Source organism: Tianxiuia mixotrophica (assembly GCF_050596425.1).
GTDB lineage: Bacteria > Bacillota > Clostridia > Peptostreptococcales > Acidaminobacteraceae.
This window is the reverse complement of the sequence record NZ_CP192292.1, coordinates 1,359,080-1,373,385: the sequence shown is the minus strand read 5'-3', so window position 1 is coordinate 1,373,385 and position 14,306 is coordinate 1,359,080. Positions and strand designations below refer to the sequence as shown.

Annotated in this window: 10 protein-coding genes; 3 read left to right on the top strand and 7 right to left on the bottom strand. The window is 40.7% G+C overall.

Going from position 1 to position 14,306, the window contains the following annotated elements:
• Window positions 1-13: 13 nt before the first annotated feature.
• The gene (locus ACQ4KW_RS06025; RefSeq protein ID WP_430885633.1) at window positions 14-4,876 is read right to left on the bottom strand and encodes a cytidyltransferase; all 4,863 of its coding nucleotides are present in this window, start codon (window positions 4,874-4,876) and stop codon (window positions 14-16) included.
• Between the two features lie 261 nt (window positions 4,877-5,137).
• Here ACQ4KW_RS06025 and ACQ4KW_RS06020 point away from each other — a divergent pair, with 261 nt between their 5' ends.
• Window positions 5,138-5,776, top strand: coding sequence for a hypothetical protein (locus ACQ4KW_RS06020; RefSeq protein WP_430885632.1), 639 nt, complete (start codon window positions 5,138-5,140; stop codon window positions 5,774-5,776).
• Between the two features lie 135 nt (window positions 5,777-5,911).
• On the opposite strand, the gene ACQ4KW_RS06015 is transcribed toward ACQ4KW_RS06020, so the two are convergent.
• Entirely contained in the window at window positions 5,912-6,409 is a 498-nt protein-coding gene (locus tag ACQ4KW_RS06015) for a hypothetical protein (protein ID WP_430885631.1), read from the bottom strand.
• Window positions 6,410-6,640: 231 nt separating this feature from the next.
• On the opposite strand from ACQ4KW_RS06015, the gene ACQ4KW_RS06010 reads away from it, so the two are divergent.
• Both ACQ4KW_RS06010 and ACQ4KW_RS06005 read left to right on the top strand, forming a co-directional pair.
• Entirely contained in the window at window positions 6,641-7,333 is a 693-nt protein-coding gene (locus tag ACQ4KW_RS06010; RefSeq protein ID WP_430885630.1) for an RluA family pseudouridine synthase, read from the top strand.
• Between the two features lie 83 nt (window positions 7,334-7,416).
• Window positions 7,417-7,914, top strand: coding sequence for a GAF domain-containing protein (locus ACQ4KW_RS06005; RefSeq protein WP_430885629.1), 498 nt, complete (start codon window positions 7,417-7,419; stop codon window positions 7,912-7,914).
• A gap of 83 nt (window positions 7,915-7,997) precedes the next feature.
• On the opposite strand, the gene ACQ4KW_RS06000 is transcribed toward ACQ4KW_RS06005, so the two are convergent.
• From ACQ4KW_RS06000 to ACQ4KW_RS05980, 5 genes are all read right to left on the bottom strand, one after another.
• Window positions 7,998-10,043, bottom strand: a complete 2,046-nt coding sequence (locus ACQ4KW_RS06000) for a putative bifunctional diguanylate cyclase/phosphodiesterase (protein ID WP_430885628.1) — start codon at window positions 10,041-10,043, stop codon at window positions 7,998-8,000.
• Window positions 10,044-10,330: 287 nt separating this feature from the next.
• The gene (locus tag ACQ4KW_RS05995; RefSeq protein ID WP_430885627.1) at window positions 10,331-10,885 is read right to left on the bottom strand and encodes a hypothetical protein; all 555 of its coding nucleotides are present in this window, start codon (window positions 10,883-10,885) and stop codon (window positions 10,331-10,333) included.
• Between the two features lie 18 nt (window positions 10,886-10,903).
• Window positions 10,904-11,995 carry a tRNA 2-thiouridine(34) synthase MnmA gene (mnmA, locus tag ACQ4KW_RS05990; RefSeq protein WP_430885626.1) on the bottom strand — a complete coding sequence of 364 codons (1,092 nt, stop codon included), beginning with the start codon at window positions 11,993-11,995 and terminating at the stop codon, window positions 10,904-10,906.
• 118 nt (window positions 11,996-12,113) lie between these two features.
• Window positions 12,114-13,118, bottom strand: coding sequence for a tRNA glutamyl-Q(34) synthetase GluQRS (gluQRS, locus tag ACQ4KW_RS05985; protein WP_430885625.1), 1,005 nt, complete (start codon window positions 13,116-13,118; stop codon window positions 12,114-12,116).
• A gap of 236 nt (window positions 13,119-13,354) precedes the next feature.
• Window positions 13,355-14,236, bottom strand: a complete 882-nt coding sequence (locus tag ACQ4KW_RS05980; protein ID WP_430885624.1) for an AraC family transcriptional regulator — start codon at window positions 14,234-14,236, stop codon at window positions 13,355-13,357.
• Window positions 14,237-14,306: the final 70 nt, after the last annotated feature.

The following is a 14,306-nucleotide window of genomic DNA, read 5'->3' as shown; positions in this document are numbered from 1 at the left end:
CTCCGAACCAAATCTAACGGAACGTGTTTCTAAGTCTTCTTAGATGTTCCAATTCATTTTTAAGATAATCTGTTGCCTTATGATTCATATCGTAGTCAATATTGAAGCCCTTATCAGGAATTCTAGGAGACAATATAACCTCACCCAGTTGAGCCACAGTCAACATGCGCTCATGGTGGTTTTGATATTCTTCTTCCAGGGCTTCAAGAATTTCAATGGAATTTATAAGGCAAATTTCTGAAACCTTATAAATGGCCTGCTTTGACGCATCCCGTATATAGGAAGGGAAGGTGTAAGGCAGGATTAAATTAATTGATGGTATAAGACTTCGCTCTGGTGTCGTTCCACGCCAAAGTATGTCCCCGCCAATAAAAGGATACATTTTACTTTCAGTAAACCAAACTTTGAGGCGCGGTATGAAATAGGCTGAATCCACTTCGATATTCGCCCGCTCCATGATGGCTTTTCCGCGTCCTGAAAGAATGCCTACAAAGAATTTCTTTATCTCCACCTCTTCTTGCCTAAAGAGGGGTTCTAAAACATTGATTCTATAACCCTTGTTTAGGAGATCATCCACAATGATGACAGGTCTGTTGAATGATTTGATTGTCTTAACTTGATTCTCTAAATCAAGGTAATGCGGTGCAGCCATGATTTCATGACGCCTCAAATCCGACGTAAAATATTTCTCTGTATGCAATGACTTGGTCACAGTGTTGGGCAACCTCCACCTGTTGAATATTTGTCCAAACGGAACACACATGGCATCCCCATTTGTCTTTGGCACCAAAGGCGTTGTTGGCATATTGTTTTCATCACAAATTTTCTTAATGAGGTGTTCATAAATCATGGTTCTGTCAAAGGACAGAACAAGGTGTCCCGGATAAAGTTTTGTAAGGGACTTCTGCAGTCTGCTTCGGCTTCTTTTTATAGCCTTTAAGACCTTAGGCGACCCCCTAAACGGTGCCTTTAACATAGACTTTGCATCCATATTTAGGGTACAAGGTGTCGACATATTGACAACGTATACAGATTCCCCTGATTCCTTGCCCAGCACGTTTAGAAAGCCCTGCATCCTCAATACATTGGTCAGCTTGGTGTCCACATGTTCTGTGATCATATCTTTATAAATGGCATAGCTATAATCTCGGGACAAACAGAAGGCCAGGGTTTCCGTTAACAGCCGTTGCTCCACATTAGGCGACTTGTCATCTGCGTTTCGATAGATGCCATCAATAACCACAAGCCTTCCCACGGAATGATCCCTGATATAATCTGACAAATACTCATCTTCAAATTCCAAGTAGATGTCTATGGTTCTTAACCAGTGGAAGGCTGAAAAACCAATGATCCTCCTATTGTCTTCCACACTCCGTAGGACAAGAAGCCTAAAGCTCTTTTTGTTGGAAACGTCTTTAAAGCGTGTGTAGGCCTCACTGAAGTCATACTTGACCACTGTTGCCAGTTCTTCAAGAAGCGTTGGTGTGGGTTCTTCAACGATTTCAAGAGTTAGAGACTTTGTTGTGAGTATTTCCTTGTACATAGGTTCACGCTGATAAAGTCCACGCTCATATATAAACCTTTGAGCCAGCGGATCAACAAGCTCTGATATGTCCCTGTTGTCATCAATATAATTTCTAATTTGCGTTGAACTGATATTTGAAAACTGCTCTGGGAGCTGTAAACGCACAGACCCTTGCGGCAACATGTCAAATGCTTTTTTAAAGGCTGCATCCCGGTCTGGTGCATTTGGAATAATCCGATCAAACACAACATGTTTGAAACTGGTTATTCCCCCTTCTTCGTGAGGGTCTTTGTAGGCAGATGCATTCACGATAACATCCCCACCAACAACAATATGGACATCGGAATCTTTAAATTTAACCCGAAGTTCATTCAAGTCGTTTACATTGGCAATATTCGTCGGCAAATAACGCGGATAGGTGTAAATGTCAACTTCATCTGCCACGGACATTTTTATAATGTCTCTTCGAATCAAGTTAGGCTGGGTTCGCTTTGACCATGAAAACTCATCGACAGCGAGGTAAACTTCAAAGCCTAGGTCCCTAATTTCTTTTGCAATCTCCTTATGACTCAAACTGAATGGATCAAAGGCCCCTGGGAAAAAGGCAACCTTTCTGTTCTCAGGGAGTTCTATGGAGCCCTCATCGAAAGAATAGTCGGATATAAACCTATATATATTTTTTAGTCCAGCAGAATTGTTGAAGAATACTAACTCTATGTTTTCATCAGTATCCACCATAAGAGCCATTATTTTTTTGATGGACAGCTTAAATATTTCCGTCTTCATTTCACGGCTCATGTGTCTTGATTCAAATATCCTCTGGCCAATGACACGGAAGGCCACTTGGTTGACCACTGGATTATAATTCACAAATCCATTAAAGAGAATTCCCAGCATGGTCACCATACGTTTGTGGTAACCCTTGTCGTCATCCACACACATTTCTTTGTAAGTTGTGTAGTGACTTAAAGCATAGCCTACAGTCTTGATCATAAGGGTTGTGATCTGGGCATTTGCACTTTTGACTTTCTCTTGAAAACTATCAAGAATCTCGTCTAACTCAACAGGCTTTATGTACATGAGTATACGGCCTAGGTACTGGGGAATATACCTTGTAAATTGGTAGGATTCCATTTCTAGGGCTCTTAAAAGTTCCACGACAATGTCATTCCTCTGCTCAAAAGACAGATAGGGTACAATTTCTATGAGGCCTGCACCAGCTCTATTTCTAACGGTCTCAACCGCACTCACCTTTAAGAGGTTGCAAAAGTGCATAGCCGTGTAAAAGGCATTGTCATATTTTTCGTCCATGGTATGGCGCACAAGCAAGTCCACCTGAAATCTCTTGGCTATAAAATGGGTGGCTGATTTTAAATTGCTCAAGAAGAGGGTCGATATTTCAGCAAGGTCTTGGCGGCAAGGCTTGGCATATCTTTCACGAATATCTTCATCTAACTCTAGGGTCTCAACCAGTTTTAGGCGTGCATAGTTAAGGGCTGGACTTGGAGAAGCCTCAAGACCTTCACTTAGGGTCTCACCCACCCTATGTTTTTTCTGCAGCCTTTCCTTGGCGTAAGGCATCATTTCGTTAAGGGCCCTAAAGGCAGCCAGCTTGGTCTCAAGATGCTCTGCCACAAGCATACCGTAAACATAGTTGACAACTTCATTCTTCTGGTCTTCTGTACAATCGTTAAAAGGCAGACCAGGGATGGTTGCAAGCAAGTAAAAACGGATGTCGTTATTGTCTAGTGGTCGTCTTAGGTAGGACAGGAAGACTTCGACGGCATCACATTTTTTAGATAAGTTCATTTGCGCCTTGAAGTAAGCCCGAACCATACTCCTAGAGGCATAGCTGATCCAGCCCCTATGCTTTCCAATAATCTTTTGGTCTGGATAGAAGAAGGCCTCCAGGTATTTTTGGAATAGGTCGATGGACATGATTTCCGGTTTTTCTAGCAAGGCATCCTTTGGAAGCTCTTTTCGAAGTTCTTCATCATAGGTTCCGATGACGACACCAAGCAGGGCCGCACATTGTTTGCGTATATCTTCCTCAGGCATAATAAGCTGTTCATACAAGAATTTTATAACGATCAGCTTTTGCTTTTGCGTTAAATACGGATGATATTCTTCAAGGACTTCAATATAGCCACGAAGACCACTCAAATCGCCAAGATCTCTAGCGCTTTCCAGCATTTTATTAAGGGATGTCTCATTACGCAGGTGGTGCATGAGTCTAATGTTATGACTGATTGAAGCATACTTGGCATTTTGAATAATATCTTTCCCTTGCAGGAGGGAATAATGATCGTACTCTGGTTTAAAGTCATCAGGCAACTCGTAAGCAGAATCTGGGTTTACATTGACACCCATATAAAACATATACTCTTCAAAATCCTTAAGTTTTCTATAGACACGTCTATACCTGTTTTCCTTGGCTTCATCGACATTGTCTAGCTTTTCAAGGATGACCTTGAAGGAATCATCAAGTGTGTAGTATGTCATTTGACGATTTTCATTAGACTTGACCCTGAAATCACTGTATATGAGAATCAAAGCTTCAATCGGCAGGTTTTCAAGTTCCAAATCCCATGTGGAATGGTTGATTGCCACATTACGAATGTAGACAATATCTCTTTTTTTGAACCATTCTCCTGTATAGTAATAGTGGTAATAAGCCACTCTTTTTTGTTCTTCTTTTTTACAGCCGTACTTCCCCACATCATGACCAGCTGCCGCACCAGATACCCTGCCCATATCGAGGGGAATACCCGCTCTTTTAAGCTGTCTGGCCACTTTCATAGCCAAATAGTGAACACCACATACATGATCAAGGGTGGAATATCCAACAACCTCTTGATTGAGTTTCATAAGCTCGTAGGTGTATTCCTCATCAAAGGCTCTTAGAAGACGTCTGTATTCATAATCATCCTCGAGCTTTTCTATATCCCTCTCTCTTAAAAGCTCCATAGGGTATCGACTTTGCCAAGATCCATCCTGTGACGTCTTTTGGAATTCTGACAGGGTTTTCAGAGCTTGTAAATAGACATGGCAAGGCGCTTCCATTTCATCAATGACATCAAACTCCAGAGCATTTGGAAATGCAAGGCGCAGTACAAACTTGTATATGTAATCCAGAACATTTTCCGGATGATCAGCAGGCATAATATCTTTAAGCAGTGGCATCATGGCCTCATATAGAGTCCGAGAATCATAATTGCTGTTTTCAATAATGCTCAGTAGGGCTTTATGAAAATGATCACTGTAAAGAAATCTATGTAGCTTCTCTTCGTCCAGTTGATACCTATCTAAAAATTTCGAATCGAGCAAGCGATCCGCAATGGTTCTTCTCATCTCTTCAAATCTTGTGGACACTAAATCAGCCTTCCTTTCGATCTATGTTGGTCACTACGAATATTTTACCATATAAGCCGAAATATACACGTAAATAATCTAGCTTAAGTATAAGATGAACAAGATGCAATTTGCGTTTTTGTACAGTATTCCGTATTTCACAACATTTTTATTTCAAATGTGAAAATTATACAATTTATGCCGATATATATAGTAACCCAGTGGTACAAGCGGGAAATCTATTTTATTGGTGGTGATCTTATGAAAATCGGTAAAACTTCAAAAGCCGGTAAACCTATAAACCATTTGAGACAAGGCAAGACCACCTATAGCGAACATGCACAGGTGGAGGGTCCTACAAAGTCTAAAGCTTCCAATCCCAAAACTGACGATAATGATTCCAATAAACTTTTGTCCATGGATATTATGTATGACAAATTGGAAGATATGCGTGAGGAATACAAACACTTTTACAGTGAAGAGCAAAACTTTGAAGAAGCATGGGCCGCCCTACAAGAAGACCCTGATCATTTTTTAGATCATCTTCAAGAAATTTTCGAAGCCCATAATCACGTGGTTGAGGCCCTTTCAGAGTTTGATAAAACCTTTGAAACAGAGCATTTGAATGCCCTTATAGATTTCGTCATGCAGTATGAATCAGACTTTCATATAATTTCCGTCTCTGTGGAGCCTGATTCCAGCCTCAGGATGAAGCGAAAAAGAATGAAAGACCAGTTTAAAAACCATCCTGACGCCTTTGTATTCTTGACAAAATCGGGTGGCTTTCTAAGAAAGCTTTTTGACTTTTATCACAGGCTCAAAGCCATAAAACCGCCAACCACTCAAGAAGAAGACCAATTGGCCTGGTACCAAGGTTTGTTTATGGATAAAAAAGCATAGGAAAAACACACTGACATCCTACTGAATCTTCATTCAGCGGGATGTCAGTTTTCGTTTCAAATATTCTTTTAACAACCAGCTTGTTTCAAATTCAATCACCATCAGATCCTTGACGAAATTCAGTGCAGAACCAGTTTATACAGTTTCTTCGTTGGTCCCTACCAAATTTTGAAGCCACTCGCTAAAAGCAGAGCGCAAATAGTAATTGATCGTGTTCTCATCGAATGTGCTGCCATCATGAATCTTACCAACTTTTTTCATAACAGCCCGTTTGTCGCCTGGCACCACATATCCAAGAATGGCTGTTTCGACCATGTCATTTTCCGTTACATAGTAGCCAACCTTAACTTGAATGGCCCTGTCCTGTCGAGTGAAACGCACAAAGTTTTGTTGAATCCTAAATTCCATGACATTGTCATTGTCCTCTAAGACAATTTCTTCATTAGATGCCTCAATCACATCCTCAAGTTCATCGACAAGGGAATTGAAGTACTTTTTAAGCATGGCCTCCGCTTCATTCAACTGTTGTTTTTCGGCTTCCTGCTTCCTCCAACTTTTAACATCATCAGCATAATGCTCTTTCAACTTTTTCACCAATTCATCTCGATAATTATAGAAAAAATGTACTGACATTGTCCTTCCCCCTTCCAATCTATTGGTTTGTTTTTTGTATACCCACAGGGACTTATCCATAACGCAGGATGAATAAATTACCAGAAATATTCATGAATCTCTCACATTCGAATCAACCGCTTTCTCTGCTTGTGCCTAAAAGGCTGTAAAGGTATAATAAACTCAGTCCAAAGTCCTTATCACTTCCTTTGAAAAATTACCAGACTTGGACCCTAACAGACGGAGGCATACATGAAGATTTTTTTTGAAGATGAACATATAGTTATAGTGCAAAAACCACCAAAATCTCTCAGTCAAAAAGACGATTCAGGTGATATTGATTTATGCAGTCAGCTCGAAAGGCACTTAAATCATAAAAAACTCTTTGTGATTCATCGACTTGACAGACCAGTTGGCGGCATTATTGTCTATGCGAAAACAAAGACCGCTGCTGATAAAATGACCCAGTGTATCAAGGAAAGAAACTTTCACAAAAGTTATTTGTGCATTGCTTGCGGTCATGCTGACCCAGCTCAAGCCACACTGGTTGACTACCTAAAAAAGAAAAGCGGTCAGAACGTAAGTGTGGCCGTTCATAAAAATAACGAAGGTGCCAAGGAAGCCAGACTTGACTACAAAACCCTTGAGACCGTTCAAAATAAGAGAGAGCCCCTCTCCCTCTTGCTTGTTCAACTCCAAACGGGTCGTCACCATCAAATCCGGGTCCAGATGGCAGCACATGGACTCCCGCTTTGGGGAGATGCCAAATACAATCCAAGGGCCAGGAGACATCGCAACTGGACACAGATCGCCCTTTGGTCTCACAGACTGGTCTTTAAGCACCCCTTTTCAGGGGAAGAGATATGTATTGTAGACTATCCCCACAATTCGGAGCCCTGGTCACTCTTTCAATTTGACCGCAGTGATCAGACACCCTTTAAGTAAATTGAATGATTTCAAGCAGTATGTCTATATTTCGCTTATTCTTTCGATAATGGTATAATGGTTCAAATATTAAGGAGGTCATTATGAAACAAATAGATAAGGTTATATTTGATACAAAGGACAAATTATACAAGTATATGAACATTAAATTAACGGGGCTCATTGGGGACGAACCCGATTGGCTGGCGAACCTCTCTAACGCATCCGCCCTACTTGATTTACTCATTGAGGACATCAACTGGGTTGGCTTCTACATTATGAAAAATGGCAAGTTGAAACTTGGACCTTTCCAAGGAAAACCTGCATGTGTTGATATTGAAGTTGGAAAAGGGGTTTGCGGCACAGCCGTTTCTACAAAAACTGTACAACTGGTTAAAAATGTTCATGATTTTCCAGGACATATCGCATGTGACTCTGCATCCAATTCAGAAATTGTCCTCCCCATTATTGTGGATGATGAAGTTGTCGCCGTCCTTGATATTGACAGCCCAAAATTCGAACGTTTTGATGAAGAAGATCAAAAGGGACTTGAACGAATCGTGGCTTCTCTTGTTAAATATGTTGCATGGAATGAAATTTAAAAAAATGACGTCAGAACCTATTGGTCTGACGTCATTTTAAATTGTCGACAAAGTCGACAGCTTAGAAGTTTGTTGAAATGCTCTTAAGATGTTTTATATCGGAAGCGGCCGTCGAAAATGCCTAGGATTTCATCAAGGGGTTTGGGCTTACAGTAGTAATAGCCCTGACCATACTGACACCCCATCCCCATAAGAATACGACTTTGCTCAGCATTTTCAATGCCTTCCACAATCGTTGTTAAACTTAAATCACTAGAAAGCTTTATGAGATGCTTCACAATGGCCTGGTCCTTATAATCTGTCATAATATGATCTATATACGACTTGTCAATTTTTAAGACGTCAAAGGACAACTTGCTTAAATAATTCAATGATGAGTACTTGGTTCCAAAATCATCAAGGGCAATTTTGACCCCTAGGGCCTTTATGCTGTGAATGATTTCAGCTGACTTATTTATGTCTTCCGCTAAGGAATACTCTGTAATTTCCAGTTCAATATTATGCGGGTCCACCTCATATAGTTTCAACTGTTCCTGCAAGAACCTTGTAAAATTCTTAGAATGAAAGGACTGGACTGAAATATTGATCGATACCTGTACCTTTCCCATAGATGCAGGATGATTTTGGATGTCCTCAAAGACCTTGCGAATCACCCATTTATCAATAACGGTGATTTGTCCTGTTTTTTCTGCCAAGCTAATCACCCTGCCAATGTTGCTCTCGTTAAGCGGATTGTTTGGCCAGCGTAAAAGGGCTTCCAAGGAAACCACTTGATTGGTCGACATGTCATAAATGGGCTGATAGTTCAGTTCAAGATCATCTTCCAAAATAGCTGTGCTTAATGCATCTTCCAAATCCGCTTCATAGCGGATGCTTTCCATAAAGGTCTCAGAGAAAAATTGGTGTTGGCCCCGCCCGTTTCTCTTAGCGTGGTTGAGAGCTATATCCAGATTTGATGCCAAGTTGGACAAGGTTAATCCATTATAGGGATAACGGACGATGCCCACCGAAGCAGATGAACTATACTCAATATCTTTTAGGCTCCATTTATTTATCACAAGCGACATAATGGATCGTATCATGCGGTTGACATCACCGACTTCTGACTTTTCATCCACTATTAAAAATTCATCTCCACTCCATTTATATATGCGACACCCTGAAAAGGCTCTTGAAAGAACATTTCCCATTTTTTCAAGAAGAATATCACCGTATAAATGGCCATATAAATCATTTAGGTATTTAAAATTATCAAGTCCGATTAGATATAGTGTAAAAGCTTCTTTTTCTTCTATCCAATCAACGATTTCACTTTCAAAGGCAGCCCTGTTTTTTAGACTTGTTAGAGGGTCTGTCGTTGCCACTTCCAGCAGTCTTCTTTCTTTTTGGCGCTCCCCTGTGATATTTGCGCCATAAGAAGCAATCACGTCTTCCTTTGTTACAGGATCCACCAGGTAGGACATATTCCAAATGATATTGACTATTTCTCCAGCTTCTGTTCGAACTTCCGTTTCAATATCAGATACTTTCCCATTTTTTAATATAGCTTGTGTGATCTCTTGGAAATCAATATCGTCCTCTTCAAGCTGACAAACCTCTGTCCACTTTGCCCCCAGTGGCGACTTGTCCAGTTGGAGCATTTCCCTAAAGTATGTGTTGCAATTTACCAGCTCTCCGCATGGTTTCCAGACCATAATCAGCATATTGCTAGAGTTGAATATTTCATTAATAAAATCCTTCTGATGCTTAATGTCCTTTGTCAGGGCGTTTAAGTCCACAAGTTGTTTTTCAAGATCTGCCTCCATAGCCACCAGTTCTTCCGAAAAGGTGACAAGTTCCTCGTTCTTTCTGGCGATTTCTTTGGTCATCTTATAGGCCTTGTGGTTGTCCGCCTTTATCATATAGTAAAGCATAAAACCTGTGCCTATTATGAAAAACCACCCCTTGTACATCTGGATCTTCCCATATGTGTCCATGTCACTTACGAAATATGACAAGACTGAATCAGAAAAAGTAATCCACAAGAAGCCAAAAATCACATAGGCTAAGGCTGGTTTCCAAGGCTTATTTGACAGTTTAATGTCATCGTATCTGATGTCTAGATTAAGTATTCTGAAATTTTTGTCCATACACTGCCACTCCAAACTTGTTATGTGCCCTATACAGGGCTTATCTTTATCTGTCTGAATAGAACTTAAACCAGAGCACTGCGTCCGTTTCAAACGTGGTACCCTGGTTTAATCGTTTCTTAGGCACACTAGAATCATTTCTTCGAACCAAGAATATACCATATATAGATATCCACTTTCATTCGTATCTATGTATGGTACAGTCTTGGTTATTGATTCCTATTATCATGTCACGCCTACATCAATCATTATAAGATAAAAGTATAATTATTACAAAATGTTTATTTTTAATTGCTTTTTTTCCCATACACGAGCTTCCAAAATGTCAGACCACTGGCCGCGGCGTCATCAAGAGGATGATGTTTCCTGCCTGGACAATTGCTAAAAGCCCGCCTATTCAAATGGTTTTCATAACCATTAAGCAACAAGACGGTTGCAAGGTCAATCAATGGAAACGGTGCCTTAAACTTCCTGTTTTTATGGTCATCCATGACACAATCTCTCAGAAATCTTGCTTCAACAGGTGCACAGTTGTCTGCAAGGAATATGATCTCACGATTTTGTCTTTCCGCCTCTGTCCTGTAGGTGATATAAAACTTCCAAAATGCTTCACGCAGGGCATGCGTGTTTGAGTATTTGGGCATTTCTCGCAGGTACTTAACAATATTGTCTTTTGTAAAACGATCCGTCACCTTGTAACTGTCGACAACACCTGAAAATTCATTCACAATACGTCCAGTTTCAACATCAATTATAACCACACCAACAGCGAAACCTTCACCGTATAGGCCATCTGATTCTATATCAAATGAAAAAATAAGCTTCTTTGATTCAAGAGCCATGTATTCCTCCTGTATGAACTATTTCACTATGGCTACGATTTTCCCGCCGCCAAGCAACTGTTCATCATTGTATATGACTGCATGTTGTCCACATGCAGGAGCCCTTTCAGGCTTTTCGAATATAAATTTCACTTGACCATTTTCCAGTTCTTCTGTCCATGCATCTAACATAAGACCCCAATTGAACATTTTTAACTGGACACGATCCGGGATTTTACTTTTCATCTCACTAATTAAGTGAAACGTATCTGTTACTATGGCCTTGGAGTAAGTCTTTTCATCGGGTCCTAAAACAATTTGATTGCGCTTAGAATCAATTTCTATAACCGTCATCGGTTCTGTGGTTTCAATGCCTAGTCCTCTTTTTTGACCCACAGTATAGTATACAATCCCCCTATGTCGCCCAAGAACATTACCATCTAAGTCGACAAAATTGCCTTCCTCGATTGTCCCAGGAAAGAGGTCTTTGATAACAGCTCCATAATCTCCATGTGGTACAAAGCATATACCCATTGAGTCTTTTTTGCTGGCAGTGAAAATTCCCCATTTCGCCACAACTTCTCTAATATCTTCCTTAGACATGTAAGACCCATTCGGAAAAAGAATTCTAGATAACTGTTTTTGTGTAAGACCATGCATAACATAGGCCTGATCTTTCCTATCAGCAAGCCCCTTAAAGAGTTGATACTGTCCAGTCGCTGGATTAAATATATTTCTAGCATAATGACCAGTTGCCATGTAATCTGCACCAAGTTTTACGGCTTCTTCTAAAAGCAGCCCATACTTTATCTCCCTATTGCAAAGCACACACGGATTGGGGGTTTCCCCACTTAAATAGGCCTTTGCAAAGGGCAACATGATTTTCTCTTTAAAAACATCTCTCATATCAATTATATGATGTTCTATGCCAAGTTCTTCTGCCACACGCCCAGCATCCTTTAAAAATGATGGTGGTTTCATAATGCCATTTTCATCTGGCAAGTCAAACAAATACATCGTGATGCCAAAACATGTGTATCCTTCGTCCATAAGATGAATCGCAGCAGCAGTGCTGTCTACACCCCCACTTAAGGCAACGGCCACACACCCCTTGTTTTTTTCTTGTTTCATTTGAATCTCCTAGTACATATCAAGCAATTTCTTAACACCGTGACCTATTATATATTAATTCCGATCTATAACAAAGAGGCTTTTAAAAGAGGTTTTTCAATTAAATGACTCAAGTCTCTCATTTTATAAGTTCAGAGTCTTCTAGTACAATGTCATTCTGGGGCAAGCGACTCCAGTCGAAGGCTTCAATAAGGTCTTCTGCTTTTACAGCCTCAAATCTATCAATAAGTCCAGCTTTATGCCCAAGAAGACCTATAATTTCCTGGGCTGTCCATCCGTTTTCCCTCAAGTATGCCAGATCAAGGGACTTATGCCTTTTAGAAAGTCGCTGTGCGTCTTCTCCTTTTAGAAGAGGGACATGCCCGAATTTAGGCGGGCAAAATCCCAGGGACTCATGCAAAAAGATCTGCCGGGGACTTGAGTCAATCAGGTCGCACCCTCTTACGACGGTATCCACTCCCATAAGTGCATCATCCACAACCACTGCCAATTGATAGGCATGCACACCGTCACCTCTTGAAAGGACAAAATCTCCGCAGTCCTTGGCTAAATTTTGCTTATACTGCCCATAATTGAGATCAATAAAATTGTATTCCTTATCTGGCACCCCAATGCGATATGCGTGGCGTTTCGTTTCAAGATTTTCTTCTAATTGGTCATGGCTGAGTTCTTTACACTTGCCGTTATAGATAAAAATTCCATCTTCCCTATGAGGGGCACTGGCAGCACGTAGTTCTTTTCTTGTACAAAAGCAAGGGTACACCAGTTTTCTTTCTTGAAGATCTTTCAGTGCTGAAGCATAAATGTGCCTGCGCTGGTCTTGGGTATAGGGTCCAAAATCGCCGCCAAGTTGAGGGCCTTCATCCCAGTCCAGCCCCAACCATCTCATATCTGAGATTATGCGGTCTGTGAAATGGGATTTTGATCTATCAGGGTCTAAATCCTCAACGCGAAGGATCATTGTTCCATTGTCTTTTCTTACGGCCAGCCAGGCTAAGAGTGCCGCCCAAACATTGCCAAGATGCATATAACCCGTTGGACTCGGTGCAAAACGCCCAACTGGTTTTTCGATATCTCTTCTTTTTCTATATATCTCTTTCCACTGTGAAAAGCTATAGTCCATATTTTCTTCACCACCTTTATAAATAGGCTCGTCTCAATATACACATAAAAAGCCAGCACTATACCTTGCATAGATCTTGATAGAGTCAAACTCAAACATGATGTGGCAATGGCTTGTGTCTGGTTCTTAATAAGTGTCTGTTTCTTTATAAGTGCCTGTTTCTATATTAGTATAAAAAAAAACCAAAATCCAGCACGAACCTCGAGCTGGACTTGGCATTTGCGTATTAAAGGGTTTTATTTTGATGCGGACTTATCATTTTCAATAATAGGGATCCATATTTCAAATTTCATACCATCTGGGCATTCGCAATCCGTTGGATAAATTTCAAGTTCTGCGGTTCCAGCATGCTGATAATTTGTTGCTGGAAACCATTCATGATATATTTGTTTCCACAAATTCTGAATGGCATCTGGCAATTCACCTGCATGGGTAAAAACAGCCCAGGTGCTTTCTGGTATTCTTGCCTTCACAAGGTCCTCATCTGTTGAGCCAGCATCATTGCCGCGTACAGCAATGTAATAGTCAAACTCTTCATCCCCATCATTGTAGTTGAGGCACACCCCTAAAACGTCTCCATCAGGAGCGGCTTTTGCCAATTCTTCCACCTTGCCCTCGCCGTGGAGCTTGTCCCAAAACTTTGGAAGCTCAATAAAGTTTTCGTTGTTTTTAGTGCTCACGTGCTTTTTATAGCCAATAATATCAAATGCCTCTTTCTTGATGATTGTGTAATTCATATGTTCCTCTCCCTTCACAGTTAATTGAAATCTTAACGGAGGAATGGCCTGAAAGCTTTTGTCATCTTTGCGCACTGTGGAAGGCGAAACCCCATGAAGCTTTTTAAAAGCCTTTGAAAACGCTTCTGGAGAATCATACCCGTACTTCATAGCAACATCTATGACTTTAACCCCTGTCTTTCGCAGGTCAGAAACAGCCACCGAGAGTCTTCTTTGGCGAATGTACTCTCCCAGCCTGTAACCCGACACCATTGTGAAGAGTCTTTGGAAATGAAATCTGGAAGTGTAAGCAGCCCTAGCAACCTCTTCCGGATCAATCTCTTTATCTAAGTTGTCCTCAATGAAATCCAGTGCCTTATTTAAGTTCTCAATCCAGTTCATAGCGCCATCTCCTTATGAATAAGATATCAGTTTACCTCGGAATAAACCTGTCTTTTCTTGCTCTAAGCGG